The sequence below is a fragment of the Pseudomonas sp. GW823-FHT02E01 genome (assembly GCF_058797535.1).
In genome coordinates, this window is the sequence record NZ_JBXAJS010000002.1 from 153658 (window position 1) to 168017 (window position 14360).

12 protein-coding genes are annotated in these 14360 nt (G+C 59.0%); 5 read left to right on the forward strand and 7 right to left on the reverse strand.

What is annotated here, in order from left to right:
- Positions 1-135 precede the first annotated feature (135 nt).
- Complete coding sequence (zigA, locus tag AC1RDQ_RS04475; RefSeq protein WP_492586526.1) at positions 136-1341, forward strand: zinc metallochaperone GTPase ZigA; 1206 nt, start codon at positions 136-138, stop codon at positions 1339-1341.
- 15 nt (positions 1342-1356) lie between these two features.
- Here the strand turns inward: zigA and AC1RDQ_RS04480 are convergent, their stop codons facing one another.
- Entirely contained in the window at positions 1357-1713 is a 357-nt protein-coding gene (locus tag AC1RDQ_RS04480; protein WP_154909763.1) for an NADH:ubiquinone oxidoreductase, read from the reverse strand.
- A gap of 27 nt (positions 1714-1740) precedes the next feature.
- Here AC1RDQ_RS04480 and AC1RDQ_RS04485 point away from each other — a divergent pair, with 27 nt between their 5' ends.
- Positions 1741-2712 carry a CobW family GTP-binding protein gene (locus AC1RDQ_RS04485; protein WP_492586528.1) on the forward strand — a complete coding sequence of 324 codons (972 nt, stop codon included), beginning with the start codon at positions 1741-1743 and terminating at the stop codon, positions 2710-2712.
- A 4-nt stretch (positions 2713-2716) separates the two neighbouring features.
- Here the strand turns inward: AC1RDQ_RS04485 and AC1RDQ_RS04490 are convergent, their stop codons facing one another.
- Complete coding sequence (locus AC1RDQ_RS04490) at positions 2717-3130, reverse strand: DUF3301 domain-containing protein (RefSeq protein WP_057712694.1); 414 nt, start codon at positions 3128-3130, stop codon at positions 2717-2719.
- 119 nt (positions 3131-3249) lie between these two features.
- Between AC1RDQ_RS04490 and pdxY the strand changes: the two genes are divergently transcribed.
- Positions 3250-4122, forward strand: coding sequence for a pyridoxal kinase PdxY (gene pdxY, locus AC1RDQ_RS04495; RefSeq protein ID WP_057712695.1), 873 nt, complete (start codon positions 3250-3252; stop codon positions 4120-4122).
- 126 nt (positions 4123-4248) lie between these two features.
- On the opposite strand, the gene AC1RDQ_RS04500 is transcribed toward pdxY, so the two are convergent.
- Positions 4249-4731 carry an acyl-CoA thioesterase gene (locus tag AC1RDQ_RS04500; RefSeq protein WP_057712696.1) on the reverse strand — a complete coding sequence of 161 codons (483 nt, stop codon included), beginning with the start codon at positions 4729-4731 and terminating at the stop codon, positions 4249-4251.
- A gap of 289 nt (positions 4732-5020) precedes the next feature.
- Between AC1RDQ_RS04500 and AC1RDQ_RS04505 the strand changes: the two genes are divergently transcribed.
- Positions 5021-6784: a cation:proton antiporter gene (locus AC1RDQ_RS04505; RefSeq protein WP_057712697.1), complete on the forward strand. Its 1764-nt coding sequence runs from the start codon at positions 5021-5023 to the stop codon at positions 6782-6784.
- A gap of 22 nt (positions 6785-6806) precedes the next feature.
- On the opposite strand, the gene AC1RDQ_RS04510 is transcribed toward AC1RDQ_RS04505, so the two are convergent.
- The 4 genes from AC1RDQ_RS04510 to uvrD form a co-directional block, all read right to left on the reverse strand.
- Positions 6807-7214, reverse strand: a complete 408-nt coding sequence (locus AC1RDQ_RS04510; RefSeq protein ID WP_003187120.1) for an SMI1/KNR4 family protein — start codon at positions 7212-7214, stop codon at positions 6807-6809.
- Positions 7215-7352: 138 nt separating this feature from the next.
- Complete coding sequence (locus tag AC1RDQ_RS04515) at positions 7353-8231, reverse strand: Tim44 domain-containing protein (protein ID WP_057712698.1); 879 nt, start codon at positions 8229-8231, stop codon at positions 7353-7355.
- Between the two features lie 179 nt (positions 8232-8410).
- Entirely contained in the window at positions 8411-8851 is a 441-nt protein-coding gene (locus AC1RDQ_RS04520) for an EamA family transporter (protein ID WP_492586530.1), read from the reverse strand.
- Between the two features lie 138 nt (positions 8852-8989).
- A complete protein-coding gene (gene uvrD / locus AC1RDQ_RS04525) occupies positions 8990-11173 on the reverse strand; it encodes a DNA helicase II (protein WP_492586532.1) in 2184 nt (727 codons plus the stop codon).
- A 256-nt stretch (positions 11174-11429) separates the two neighbouring features.
- Between uvrD and AC1RDQ_RS04530 the strand changes: the two genes are divergently transcribed.
- The gene (locus AC1RDQ_RS04530; RefSeq protein WP_057712701.1) at positions 11430-14300 is read left to right on the forward strand and encodes an EAL domain-containing protein; all 2871 of its coding nucleotides are present in this window, start codon (positions 11430-11432) and stop codon (positions 14298-14300) included.
- Positions 14301-14360: the final 60 nt, after the last annotated feature.

Sequence of the window (14360 nt, forward strand, 5' to 3'; positions counted from 1 at the left end):
CTCACGAGGGCAGCGGCGTTCAGCATCCTGTCGTTCTCCCTGCTGAGCAAGAGGGGATGGTTTATTTGTGTTGTTACAGTATAACATTATGTAAGCCCGACACAGCGACCGGGCATCCCTGTGAGGAATATGCAGATGTCCAATCGACTCCCCGTGACCGTTCTCTCCGGCTTTCTTGGTGCCGGAAAAAGTACACTTCTTAATTACATACTACGTAATCGCGATGGTTTACGGGTTGCAGTCATCGTCAACGATATGAGCGAAATCAACGTCGATGGCACCGAAGTCCAGCGTGATGTCAGCCTTAATCGCGCTGAAGAACGGTTAGTGGAAATGAGTAACGGGTGTATTTGCTGTACGTTACGTGAAGATTTGCTGGAGGAAGTGAGCCAACTCGCCAGGGAGGGTCGCTTCGACTATCTGCTGATCGAGTCCACCGGTATTTCCGAACCGCTGCCGGTGGCGGAAACCTTCACCTTCCGCGATGAAAACGGCCAGAGCCTCAACGACATCGCACGTCTGGACACCATGGTCACGGTGGTCGATGGCATGAACTTCCTGCTCGATTACCAGGCTGCCGAAAGCCTGGCTTCCCGAGGAGAAACACTAGGGGAGGAAGACGAACGTTCGATTACCGATCTGTTGATTGAGCAGGTCGAGTTCGCCGATGTGATTTTGCTCAGCAAGATCGACTTGATCAGCAGCCACCAGCGTGAGGAGTTGATCGCCATACTTGAACGGCTCAACGCCAGGGCGGAAATCATTGCGATGTCGATGGGTGAAATCCCCTTGAACAAGATTCTCAACACCGGTCGTTTTGACTTCGAAAAGGCTGCCCAGGCACCGGGATGGTTGCAGGAGCTGCGCGGCGAACATGTGCCGGAAACCGAAGAATACGGCATTGCTTCCAGTGCTTACCGGGCTCGCCGACCGTTCCATCCACAGCGTTTCTTCAACTTCATCGACGGTCCTTGGGACAACGGCAAACTGCTGCGCTCCAAGGGCTTTTTCTGGCTGGCGAGCAAGCACATGGATGCCGGCAGCTGGTCTCAGGCCGGTGGTTTGATGCGCTACGGCTTCGCCGGACGCTGGTGGCGTTTCGTACCGAAAAACCAATGGCCGCAAGACGAAGAAAGTACCGCCGGGATCATGAAAAACTGGACCGCTGACAGCGGGGACTGTCGTCAGGAACTGGTTTTCATCGGCCAGAACATCGACTTCACGCAGCTTGCGACCGAGCTGGACGCATGCCTGCTGACCGATGAGGAAATGGCGCTGGGCGTAGGGGGCTGGCATTTGCTGCCTGATCCATTCGGCCCTTGGTACGAAGAAGCTGCCTGATCCTCTGCTGGCGCTTCAGGGCCTGATCCAGGTGCCCTGGTTCTGGGCCTCGCAGTACGGCTGCAAATACGCCGCGTCGGTGGCAACGTCGTAATAGTGAATATCCTGTCGGTAGGGCATATTGGCGACTTGGGCGTTGCTGCAGATACCAAATGCGCCGCCGGGACATTGATCGACATACTGCACATCGACTTTCTGCCCAGCCAGGTTCGGTTGGCAGAAACCATCAGCGAAGAGTTTTGGCGGGATGTTGCGGTTCTGCTGGCAAACCTGGACATCAAGTCGCTCGCCCTGGCTATGAACCACACAAGCCTGGGCCAGCGCTTCGCCTGAAACGAGCGCCAGGAGCAACGCCAAGCCAATCAACCGCATCCATCACCTCCTCAGAAATCATCAACCATGCTGCAGAATATCCCCACTCATGTCATTGCCGGCCCCTTGGGTGCCGGCAAGACCAGCCTGATCAAGCACCTGCTGGCCCAGCGCCCGGCTGGCGAGCGGTGGGCGGTGTTGATCAACGAGTTTGGCCAGATCGGTCTCGACGCTGCGCTACTGACCCAGGACGCCGATGGTATCGCACTGGGGGAAGTGGCCGGGGGCTGCTTGTGTTGCGTCAACGGTGCGCCGTTTCAGATTGGTCTTGGGCGCTTGTTGCGCAAGGCACAACCGGATCGGCTGTTCATCGAACCCTCGGGGCTGGGGCATCCGGCGCAGTTGCTCAGGCAATTGAGCGAAGCGCCGTGGCAAGGCGTGTTGGCTGTCCAGCCTTGTGTGCTGGTGTTGGATGCCCAGTCGCTCGCCGCTGGCAAACCGCTGCCGGATGTTCAACAGCAAGCGCTGGGCCATGCGGGATTATTACTGTTGAACAAGTCTGAAGGGCTCGAAGAAGAAAGCCGCCAGCGAATCACCGGGCAATTGCCGCCGCTCCCCCTGTGCTGGACGCAACAGGCGGCTTTACCCTTGAGCGAGTTGCCGGGGCTGCATGCCAAAGCGCTGGCAGGTGTGGATAACTTCGTCTTGCCCAAGGGATTGGCGCAGCTGCCGGCGGTCTGGAGTGATCCCGCGTTGCCCATTTGCTTGAGTCAGGAACAGGACGGAGGCTGGAGCATCGGATGGCGTTGGCACCCAAGCCAGGTGTTTGATGCCGCTCTGGTTGGCCGGTGGCTTGACTGCCTTGGCTGGAAGCGGGCGAAGCTGGTTATCCACAGCGCCCACGGGTGGGTCTCGGCGAACGCTGTGGATAACTCGGTGCTGGACTGGCAGCCCAGTGAATGGCGGCAGGATTCGCGTATCGAGCTGATTTTCAGTGAAACGCAGAACGCAGAACAACTGCAGCGTGAGCTGGCAGCGTGTCGATCCGGATCGGGTTAATGGCTCAAGGTCGCCACTTGGTGTGTTCCTGACGCCACTGGCTCAGCTCGATCACTTCCGCGCGAGGTTTCGCCACTTCGACCACCGGTTCGGTTTCGTCGAACGGGACCGGGTAGGGTGCGAGCTCAATCTGTGCGCTGTGAGCGCCGAACTGGGTGATGGTACCGTTGTGGCGGGTTTCGCCCGTCACGGTGAACTCGAAGTTATACACACGGGCCAGGCGTCGCCGACCACTGGCATCCCTGATGAACGCGATTCTTTTCAAGGCCACGTTGCCGTCGAGCAATTCGATCCCGAGTTTGCCGCAATGCTGCTTGACCCGCTCCAGCGCGCGCTCGCGCAAGCCGTGGTTGTGCCATAGCCATGCGCCGGCAGTGGCGAACAGCATCAGCACGAATATATTTCCAAGGGTCAGCATCAACAGGGTGCTCCAACAAGATAGTGTCAGCTTAACTGTGTCGCTGGTCTGTCGTACAGGCTGCGTTTAGTCGCATACTGCGCGGCTAGAATTTCAATCGTTTTACGGAAATCCACCGCATGAAACGTACACCGCATTTGCTCGCTATCCAGTCCCACGTGGTATTCGGTCACGCCGGCAACAGTGCCGCGGTTTTCCCGATGCAACGGGTCGGGGTGAATGTCTGGCCGCTCAACACCGTGCAGTTCTCCAATCACACCCAGTACGGTCAGTGGGCCGGTGAAGTGTTGGCGCCGCACCAGATACCTGACCTGGTCGAAGGCATCGCGGCGATTGGCGAGCTGGGCAACTGCGATGCGGTGCTCTCCGGTTACCTCGGCAGTGCGGCCCAGGGCCGGGCGATCCTGACGGGGGTGGAGCGGATCAAGTCGATGAACCCCAAGGCGCTGTACCTGTGTGACCCGGTCATGGGGCATCCGGAGAAGGGCTGCAGTGTTCCGGCGGAGGTCAGTGATTTTCTGCTGGAGGAGGCCGCCGCCGTGGCGGACTTCATGTGCCCGAACCAGCTGGAGCTGGACAGCTTCTCCGGACGCAAGCCGCAATCGCTGTTCGATTGCCTGGCAATGGCGCGTGCATTGTTGGTGCGCGGTCCGAAAGCGGTGCTGGTCAAGCATCTGGACTACCCAGGCAAGTCTGCTGAGGTCTTCGAGATGCTGCTGGTGACGGCCGAAGGCAGCTGGCATTTGCAGCGCCCGTTGCTGGCGTTCCCGCGTCAGCCGGTGGGCGTGGGCGATTTGACGTCCGGCCTGTTTCTGGCGCGTGTGCTGCTGGGCGACAGCCTGGTGGCCGCGTTCGAGTTCACGGCATCGGCGGTGCATGAAGTGCTGCTGGAAACCCAGGCTTGTGCCAGCTACGAGTTGGAACTGGTTCGGGCTCAGGACCGGATTGCCCATCCGCGGGTGCGGTTCGAGGCGACCTCGATCAGCCTTTGATTCTGCGTTGCCCCCATTCGCGAGCAGGCTCCCACATTTGATCTTCGGTATTGCATAGATCCAGTGTGGGAGCGGGCTTGCTCGCGAATGGCTATCTAACGAACACCATCAGCCTGACAGACCAGCTCAGGCGTCGCCCTTGATTTCCTGATAGCGCTTTTCCAGCTCCTGACGAATCTGCCGACGCTGCTGGGCCTGCATATAGCGGCGCTTGTCTTCGCTGTTCTGCGGTTGCAGCGGTGGTACCGATGCAGGTTTACGCTGCTCATCCACCGCGACCATGGTGAAGAAGCAACTGTTGGTATGGCGCACCGAGCGTTCGCGGATGTTCTCGGTCACCACTTTGATGCCCACCTCCATGGAGGTGTTGCCGGTGTAGTTGACCGAGGCCAGGAAGGTCACCAGTTCGCCGACATGGATCGGCTCACGGAAAATGACCTGATCCACCGACAAGGTCACCACATAGCGGCCGGCATAACGGCTGGCGCAGGCGTAGGCCACTTCGTCGAGGTATTTGAGCAGGGTGCCGCCGTGAACATTGCCAGAGAAATTGGCCATGTCGGGGGTCATCAATACCGTCATCGACAGCTGGGCGTTTCCGGGTTCCATAGCATTCTCACGGGTCAAGGCCAGGTTTGAGGGATGCACCTCTGCGGGTGCCTCGGCGGTTTTTTTTCAAACCAACAGTTATCGGGACGCCGGGTGCCGGGTCGCCGTCACGCCGGATCGATCTGTTTCCATATATTGCACCGCCTTTCTGCCAGAAGTCGCGGTGTTACCCTGCAAAAAAGCCCCGCCTCAAGGGCATTTCCTACGTGCAATTCCGATTTTTGTTCTGCTCGATCAGGCTTTTCCTACGTCCGGGGATCGAGCAATACCACCCAGGGAGTCTCACGCCATGCATGCCATCAGTTTCATTCAGGATCTGGCAGTGATCATGTTGATCGCAGGCGTGGTCACCGTGGTCTTTCATCGCCTGAAGCAACCGGTGGTATTGGGATACATCGTCGCCGGTTTCATCATTGGCCCGCACACCCCGCCATTCGGCCTGATCCACGACGAAGAAACCATCAAGACCCTGGCCGAGCTCGGTGTGATATTCCTGATGTTCTGCCTGGGCCTGGAGTTCAGTCTGCGCAAGTTGTTCAAGGTCGGTGCCACGGCATTCATCGCGGCATTCTTGGAAATCGTGCTGATGATCTGGATCGGCTACGAGATCGGTCGCTGGTTCGACTGGAACACCATGGATTCACTGTTCCTCGGCGCGATCCTGGCGATTTCCTCAACCACCATCATCGTCAAGGCGCTCAATGATCTGAAGCTGAAGAACGAGCGGTTTGCCCAGTTGATATTCGGAGTGCTGATCGTCGAAGACATTCTGGGCATCGGCATCATCGCGCTGCTGTCCAGCATCGCGGTCAGCGGTACGGTCAGCTCCGGCGAAGTGTTTTCCACGGTCGGCAAGCTGTCGCTGTTCATGATCGTCGCCTTGGTCATTGGCATCCTGATGGTGCCGCGGTTGCTGGCCTACGTCGCCAGATTCGAAAGCAACGAAATGCTGCTGATCACGGTGCTGGGCCTGTGTTTTGGTTTCTGCCTGCTGGTGGTCAAGCTTGAATACAGCATGGTCCTCGGTGCATTCCTGATCGGCGCGATCATGGCGGAATCCCGGCAACTGCTGAAAATCGAGCGCTTGATTGAACCGGTTCGCGATCTTTTCAGTGCGATTTTCTTTGTGGCCATCGGGCTGATGCTCGATCCGGCGATCCTGCTTCAGTACGCCTGGCCAATCGCGGTAATCACCGTAGCCGTGGTGCTTGGCAAGATGTTGTCCTGCGGCCTTGGTGCATTTATCGCCGGCAATGACGGACGTACCTCGCTGCGAGTCGGGATGGGTCTTTCACAGATTGGCGAATTCTCTTTCATCATCGCGGCACTGGGCATGACGTTGCAGGTCACCAGTAACTTTTTATACCCCGTGGCTGTGGCGGTTTCGGTGATCACGACCCTGCTGACGCCTTATCTGATCCGTGCGGCCGATCCATTGTCGATCAAGCTCGCCAGCGCGATGCCAGAACGCTTGGGGCGGGTGCTGGGGATGTATGGCGAATGGCTGCGCAGCATCCAGCCGCAGGGTGAGGGTGCGTTACTGGCATCCATGATTCGCAGGATCTTGCTGCAGGTGGGTGTCAATCTGGCGCTGGTGATCGCGATCTTCTTTTCGGGCGCTTACTTCGCCGAACGCATGTCGGCTTACCTGCAAGGCTGGATCAGCGATCCGAGCTGGCAAAAGGCGTTGATCTGGGGCGGGGCGCTGTTGTTATCGCTGCCGTTTTTGATTGCGGCGTACCGCAAGCTAAAGGCGCTGTCGATGTTGCTCGCGGAAATGGGCGTGAAGCCGGAGATGGCCGGGCGCCACACGCAGCGAGTGCGCCGGGTGATCGCCGAAGTGATCCCGATCCTGTCGCTGCTGGTGATCTTTTTTCTGCTGGCAGCCTTGTCGGCCAGTATTCTGCCGACCAACAAGTTGCTGGTACTGATCGCCGTGGTCGCGGCCGCCGTGGCGGCGCTGTTGTGGCGCTGGTTCATTCGTGTGCATACGCGGATGCAGGTGGCGTTGCTGGAAACCCTCGACAATCACAAGGAGTCGTCCGGGCATTGACCACCCCGCGGCGTTGACTGGATCAGCTTTCCAGCCAGACGTCCCGTGCCCAGTGCCAAACCGACTCCCAGGTCTCTTCGGCGATCAGTTCTTCTTCGGCCTGCCAAAGCACCACGGTGCCGTCTTCTTCGACACAATAGTAGTCATCACCGTCCTGGCAGATCGGGATCAGGCTGCGATCGACGCCGGCGTCCCAGGCGTTGGCGGCAACGTCGGGCAGGTAGGTGTGGGATTGCGGGTCGGTCACGGTGACCGGTTCCAGGCTGCCGTAGACCACATCGCTGACGGTCAGCAGAAATTCTCTGAAGACGAACGGAATGTCGATGAACAGTTGTTCTTCGATTTCGACCAGCAGGTCTTCGTCGGGCAACTCCAAGGGGACCGGTACCGGTTCGTTGGCTTCACGCAGTTGTTCGATGATTTCTTCCACGTCCGGGATCCTCTTGCTTGTATGGCGCGGTTTATATGGGGCGGTTTATACAGTAGCTTGCTATAGATGCAACCGCGAAATAGAAAACCCCGGCCTGGGCCGGGGTTTTGTTTACAACAAGTGAAACGCGGAGGGTAATCAGCCGTTCTGGCGGATACCGGCTACCAGCCAAGGCTGGTTTTCGCCCTGTGCACGTTCCATGTTCCAGCTTTCGCTGAAGACTTCGCCCTGGTCGAAACGCGAGGTTTTCGACAGGCCAGTGAAGGTCAGGGTGGCGATGGTCTTGTCGGCGCGATCGTCCACACCGTCCAGCTGTACATTGAGGTTATCGATGTAGGTGGACTGGAAGCCGTCGCCCAGGTCAGCACGCTCACGCTTGAGGAACTCCAGCATTTGCGGGGTCACGAACTCGGCGATCTTGTCCATTTCGTTGGCGTCCCAGTGCTGTTGCAGGGACTGGAAGTGATTGCGTGCCGCTTCGACGAAGTTTCCTTCGTTGAACCAGGCTGGCGCGTTGATCACCGGGCGAGCGGCAACAGGCGCTGCCGAACCACCGAAGATCGAACCGCCGGCAGGCTTTTGTTCGAACGCCTCACGTTGCATCGGCGCGTGGCCGGCCGGAGCGTACTGCTCCTGCTGCTTGCGACGACGGGCGGCGATAAAGCGGAAGACCAGGAACGCAATGACGGCCATGATCAGGATGTCGAAGATCTGCATGCCCTGGAAGCCGTCACCCATGAACATGGATGCGAGCAGGCCACCGGCCGCGATACCGGCCAGTGGGCCGAGCCAGCGCGAAGCGCCACCGGCCTTGGCAGCAGCGCCAGCGGCACCGGCAGCACCAGCGGTCGCCGCAGCGCCGCCCATGCCTGGAGAAGAAGGAGCCATCTGGCTGGTCTGGTGAGTCGGCGCAGCGCCTGCGCTTTTGCCACCACCGAAGCGCTTGGCGGCATTGACGTCGAGACTCATCGTCAGGCCGATGCACAACGCCATGGCGATGCTAAGAAAACGTTTCATAAAGGGAATTCCCATTTGTGGAAGGCACGCGCGCCATGTTGCACAGGTGAAGTGTTGCTGGCTAGCGGCAGAGTGTTTCGGGCTTTTGCCTGACAGGTCGTGTTCAGCTCCAGTCCGTGCAATAAGGCCTTTTGACTTTGATCTGTCAGATGAGTGGACAGGGCTTGTAGGACGCTTGCCTAGCATCGCAGGGCAAGCATGACCACTCCGGCCGTGATCAGGCCTATTCCGCCCCATTGGCGCAAGTCGAGTTTTTCACCCAGCAGGACAACGCCAAGGACAGCCACCAGCACCACGCTGAGTTTGTCCACTGGAGCAACCAGTGACGCCGGACCGACCTTGAGTGCGCGGAAATAGCAGATCCACGATGCACCGGTGGCAAGGCCCGACAACATCAGGAACAGGTAGCTCTTCGCAGAGATCGATCCCAAGGACTGATATTGGCCCGTGGCGTACAAAATCAAGGCCAGGCTGACCAATACCACCATCGTACGCAGCAGGGTGGCGAAGTCGGAGTTGACGTTTTCGATGCCGACTTTCGCGAAAATGGCGGTCATTGCCGCGAATGCCGCGGATAACAGGGCCCAGAATGTCCAGGAGGAAAAAAAGCCTGAGCCCATGTGTTTGCGTCTCCCGGATCAGTCAAGGCCAGCGCAGAACCCTGTGGGAGTGAGCTTGCTCGCGATGACGGACTGACAACCAGAAATAATGTCGACTGATCTACCGCTATCGCGAGCAAGCTCGCTCCCACAGAAAGGCTAGATTGCTTCCAGTTTGGCATACCCCAGCATCAGCCACTTGCTGCCTTCGCTGAAGTTCACCTGCACCCGGGCCTGAGCCCCGGCGCCTTCGAAGTTGAGGATCACGCCGTCACCGAAGATCGAGTGGCGCACAGTCTGGCCCAGGCTGAAGCCGGTCTGCGGAATTTCGCTGCCGCTGAACAGGTTGCTGCCACTCATCGACTGGTTGCCACCGAACGGACGGCTGACGCTGTTGGACAGCCGCACCTCCTGAATCAGGCCTTTCGGAACTTCGCGTACGAAGCGCGACACCTTGTTGTAGGTCTCGCTGCCATAAAGGCGCCGGGTTTCGGCGAAGGTCATCACCAGATTCTGCATGGCCCGGGTGATGCCTACGTAGGCCAGACGACGCTCTTCCTCCAGGCGGCCGGGTTCTTCCAGGCTCATCTTGTGCGGGAACAGGCCTTCTTCCATGCCCACCAGGAACACGTAAGGGAACTCCAGGCCTTTGGCGCTGTGCAGGGTCATCAGTTGAATACTGTCTTCGTGCTCGTCGGCCTGCGTGTCGCCGGCCTCCAGCGATGCGTGACCAAGGAACGCCGCCAATGGCGTCAGGTCTTCGTCTTCTTCGCTGTTTTCGAAGTTGCGCGCGGCGCTGACCAGTTCCTCAAGGTTTTCTACCCGGGCCTGGCCTTTCTCGCCTTTTTCCGCTTCGTGATAGGCGATCAGCCCCGACTGCTCGATGACGGTCTGGGTCATCAGGTGCAGTGGCATTTCCATGCACTTGGCGGCGAGGTTCTCGATCAGCTCGATAAACGCGCCGAGGGCACCGGCTGCACGACCGGTCAGGCCTTTGTTGGCCACCAGTTGGCGCATCGCTTCCCACATCGACACATCGCTGTGGCGCGCATGGTCGCGGATCGCTTCGACGGTTTTCTCGCCGATGCCACGGGCCGGTACGTTGATGACCCGTTCCAGCGCAGCATCGTTACCGCGGCCTTCGAGCAAGCGCATGTAGGCCATGGCGTTCTTGATTTCGGCGCGTTCGAAGAAGCGCTGACCGCCATAGATGCGGTAGGGAATGCGCTCGCGCAGCAAGGCTTCTTCCAGAACCCGCGACTGGGCGTTGGAGCGGTACAGAATCGCGATATCGCTTCGAGACAAGCCGGTTTTCAGCGCGCTTTCGATGGTTTCGACAACGTAGCGTGCTTCGTCGTGCTCGTTGAAGGCGGCGTACAGGTTGATCGCTTCGCCGTCGCCGCCGTCAGTCCACAGCTCTTTGCCCAGGCGCCCGGTGTTGTTGGCGATCAAGGCGTTGGCAGCCTTCAGGATGCCGGCGGTGGAGCGATAGTTCTGCTCCAGGCGAATGGTTTCGGCGTCCGGGAAGTCTTCGGAATACTGGTAGATGTTCTCGATTTTGGCGCCGCGCCAGCCGTAGATCGACTGGTCGTCGTCGCCCACCACCATCAGGCTGTCGCCACCCTTGGCCAACAGTCGCAACCAGGCGTATTGCACGGCGTTGGTGTCCTGGAACTCGTCTACCAGAATGTGCCGGAAACGCTTTTGATAGTGAGCGAGCAGGCCTGGGTGATCGCGCCACAGATCGAGTGCGCGCAGCAGCAATTCGGAGAAGTCGATGACACCGGCACGCAGGCAGGCGGCCTCGTAGGCCTCATAGATACCGCGCATGGTTGCCAGGAACAGGTCGCCACTGGCTTGAATGTGTTGCGGGCGCAGGCCTTCGTCTTTCTGGCCGTTGATGAACCATTGGGCCTGACGGGCCGGCCAACGCTGTTCGTCCAGGCCGAGCTCGCGGATCACCCGCTTGACCAACCGCTGCTGGTCATCGCTGTCGAGAATCTGGAAGGTCTGGCTTAAGCCCGCTTCCTGCCAGTGTGCCCGCAGAAGGCGGTGCGCCAGGCCGTGGAAGGTGCCAACCCACATACCGGCCGGGTTGATGCCCATCAGCTGCTCGATGCGCAGGCGCATCTCGGCAGCGGCCTTGTTGGTGAAGGTCACCGACAGGATGGAGTGGGGCGAGGCGTTTTCGACCTGGATCAACCAGGCGATACGGTGCACCAGCACTCGGGTTTTACCGGAACCAGCACCGGCCAGGACCAACTGACGACCCACGGGGGCCGCTACGGCCTGGCGTTGGGCATCGTTGAGGGAGTTCAGCAGAAGGGAGAGATCATCGCGCATCGGGGCATTCTAGGGGGCAGCGACACACCGGGCAAACCCCGCTTCGCTTTAACCGATGAAAGTTATGCGAAGGACGACCGGTCAGTCATCGGCTGCAGGCATTGGCGGGATGTGCCTTCAGCATTTTCAGTGGCATCGGCGTCCGAAAAATTTGGCGATTTATTGATCAGCAGCAGTTTGGTCCGGGCAATTGCTTGTGTATGCTCCGAGCAGTTTCGGGCACATGCTCATCATTATAAGAACAAGAACATCGCCTATGACCCTCAGCTTCGACCTGTCGGGCCCCACTGTGGAACCCCGGGTGATCCGTAAACAGTACGCCATGGAAATGGCGGTCGAACGCACGCGCCTGTTGTATCAAGGCTCGCTGCTGCCCACGTTGTTCATGCTGATCAATGGCCTGGTCTGTGCCGGTTTGCTCTGGAGCCCGCAGCGCTATTTCCTGGTCAGTGTCTGGCTGGTGTGGTTGTTGTCATTGGTGGCATTGCGGGTGATTCAGGTCGCAGCCTTTGATTCGGCCATTCCCAACCGTCAGGCCCATCCCATCTGGCGGCGGATGTTTTTGCTGGGCTCCGGCCTCACCGGTCTGACCCTGGCCGGTGCCGGCATCGCCCTGGTTCCGGCCGATAACTTCATTCAGCAAGCCTGGGTCTTCGGCCTCATCGGTGCCGCAGCGCTCTCGGCCAGCGTGGCTTATGCGGTCAGCTTGCCGGCCTTCCTGTCATTCACCTTGCCCTGCCTGTTGCCGGCCATCGCCTATATGTTTTGGGGGGCTGACGAACAGCAGCAAGGTTGGGGCTGGTTCGGGCTGATCCTGCTCGGTGCGTTGAGCGTGGTTGCCTGGCAAGTCAATCGATTGATCGATCGGGGCTTGATGCGACGCTTTCAGAACCAGGCACTGATCGAGCATTTGCAGCAGGCGCAAAGCTGCAGTGATCAGCTCAATCAGAAGCTGGCCAAGGAGATAGAACAGCGCCGACGTGCCGAGGACGAATTGCGAGAGATCCAGGTCGACCTGGAAAACCGAGTCGCTCAGCGCAGCCTGGAACTGGACGCCGCCAACCAGGCACTGAGCAAGAGTGAGGCGCGCCTGGCGCTGGCATTGAAGGCCAGCGAGTTGGGGTTGTGGGACTGGAATCTGCAAACCGACGAAGTCCATCACACACAAATACAGGAATTGTTCGGCCTGGAGCCGGAACAGGTCACGGCGATATTGCGTCACCTCAAGCCGCGCCTTCACCCCGAGGATCTTCCTGCGCTGAAAAGGGCGCTGGTCGAGCATTTGAAGGGCCGCACCGAGGACTATCAAATCGAGTATCGCGTGCGGCATGGCGACGGCCACTGGGTCTGGATCGAGGACCGCGGGCGGGCAGTCGAGCGTGCCGACAACGGCCGGGTGATTCGCATGGTCGGCACTCGCCGCGATATCAGCGCCAGCAAAAGTCTGGAAGAGCAGCGGCAATTGGCGGCGACCGTGTTCGAGGCGGCCAGCGAAGGGATCGTGATTTTCGATCCTAACTACGTCCTGATCGCGATCAATCAAGCCTTCAGTCGGGTGACCGGTTATGACATTGACGACATGATCGGACGCAATGTCGTCGAGTTGCCATGCAGTCGCGATGCGCGTAGGCATTACGCCGCGATACATCAGGCGCTGGAACAGCAAGGCAGCTGGCAGGGCGAATTGGTGGAAACCCGCAAGAACGGCGAGATGTATCCGCAATGGCTGCAACTGAATGCCGTGCGCGATGCCCGAGGAAACGTGAGCCATATTGTGGGCTTCTTCGCTGATCTCTCGGCTCGTCGAGAGTCCGAACAGCGTATGCGCTATCTGACCCATTACGACGAACTTACCGGTCTGGCCAACCGCGCGATGTTTCGCGAACGACTCAACGAGGCTCATCAACGAGTGCGGCAGGGCGGTTATCGCAGCCTGGCGTTGCTGCACATCAATCTCGATCGGTTCAAGCAACTCAACGACAGCCTGGGGCATGAAGTCGCCGATCAGTTATTGCAGAAAATGGCCCGGCGACTGGTGAATGCATTGCCTGAAGCAGACACCATCGCGCGTCTTTCCGGTGATGAGTTTGCCGTGCTGTTCAATTCCTACGGCAACCTTTCGAGCCTGGCGAGGGTGGCGACTCGTCTGGCGAACAAGTTGCGTTTGCCGGTGACCATTGACGGGCATGAGCTGGTGCTCAGCGCGTCGATGGGCATCAGCTTGTTGCCGGACAGCGCGCGGGAAATATCGGCACTGGTCAGTCAGTCGAACATGGCAATGCAGCACGCCAAACACCTGGGTGGCGATAATTTCCAGTTTTACACCGACAGCTTGCAAGCCAGCACGTTGGAGCGTTTACAGCTGGAAAACCACTTGCGCAAAGCCATCGAAGACAAACAACTGAAGGTGTTTTACCAACCGAAACTGTGCCTGGCCACTGGCAGGTTGAATGCCGCCGAAGCCTTGGTGCGTTGGGATCATCCGACCATGGGCCGCGTGCCGCCGGGGGATTTCATTGGCCTGGCTGAAGAAACCGGATTGATCGGCCCGATCGGTGAGTTCGTGCTGCGTCAGGCCTGCTGGCAAGCCTGTGAGTGGCAACGGCAGGGACTCGAAGCAATTCGGGTGTCGGTCAATCTGTCGGTGCATCAATTGCGCCAAGGCAAGCTGGTCAGTCTGGTGCGGCAGGTGCTGGAAGAGACCGGGCTGGCGCCGCAACTGCTGGAGCTGGAACTCACCGAAAGCCAGTTGCTGGACAGCGTCGAACACATCATCGCAACCTTCCAGCAGTTGCGTGATCTCGGGGTGAAACTGGCCATTGACGATTTTGGCACTGGTTACTCATCCCTGAGCTATCTCAAGCGGATCCCGGTGGATTACGTGAAGATTGATCAGGCATTTATCCGTGGCTTGGGTGAGGGCAGCGAAGACGCGGCGATTACCCGGGCAATCATTGCCATGGCCCACGGCCTGAAGCTTAAGGTCGTAGCGGAAGGAGTGGAGCGCGGAGAACAGCTTGAGTTCCTGAAAGCCGAGCGCTGCGATGAGGTTCAGGGCTATTTGATCAGCCGCCCGGTTGAGGCTGAGACGTTGGCAGGTTTGCTGCACGCGCAAGCCGCAAGCTGACGAGGATACGTAAGTAGCTTTTGTCCTTTAAAACGTGCACCCGGCACACCTGGACAGGCG

Excerpts from the sequence above, each read along its gene's own strand:
- AC1RDQ_RS04505 (WP_057712697.1), top strand. The coding sequence starts at position 5,021 with ATGCATGCCATCAGTTTCATTCAGGATCTGGCAGTGATCATGTTGATC.
- uvrD (WP_492586532.1), bottom strand. The coding sequence starts at position 11,173 with ATGCGCGATGATCTCTCCCTTCTGCTGAACTCCCTCAACGATGCCCAA.
- AC1RDQ_RS04520 (WP_492586530.1), bottom strand. The coding sequence starts at position 8,851 with ATGGGCTCAGGCTTTTTTTCCTCCTGGACATTCTGGGCCCTGTTATCC.
- zigA (WP_492586526.1), top strand. The coding sequence starts at position 136 with ATGTCCAATCGACTCCCCGTGACCGTTCTCTCCGGCTTTCTTGGTGCC.
- AC1RDQ_RS04500 (WP_057712696.1), bottom strand. The coding sequence starts at position 4,731 with ATGGAACCCGGAAACGCCCAGCTGTCGATGACGGTATTGATGACCCCC.
- AC1RDQ_RS04485 (WP_492586528.1), top strand. The coding sequence starts at position 1,741 with ATGCTGCAGAATATCCCCACTCATGTCATTGCCGGCCCCTTGGGTGCC.
- AC1RDQ_RS04490 (WP_057712694.1), bottom strand. The coding sequence starts at position 3,130 with ATGCTGACCCTTGGAAATATATTCGTGCTGATGCTGTTCGCCACTGCC.
- AC1RDQ_RS04530 (WP_057712701.1), top strand. The coding sequence starts at position 11,430 with ATGACCCTCAGCTTCGACCTGTCGGGCCCCACTGTGGAACCCCGGGTG.
- pdxY (WP_057712695.1), top strand. The coding sequence starts at position 3,250 with ATGAAACGTACACCGCATTTGCTCGCTATCCAGTCCCACGTGGTATTC.
- AC1RDQ_RS04515 (WP_057712698.1), bottom strand. The coding sequence starts at position 8,231 with ATGAAACGTTTTCTTAGCATCGCCATGGCGTTGTGCATCGGCCTGACG.
- AC1RDQ_RS04480 (WP_154909763.1), bottom strand. The coding sequence starts at position 1,713 with ATGCGGTTGATTGGCTTGGCGTTGCTCCTGGCGCTCGTTTCAGGCGAA.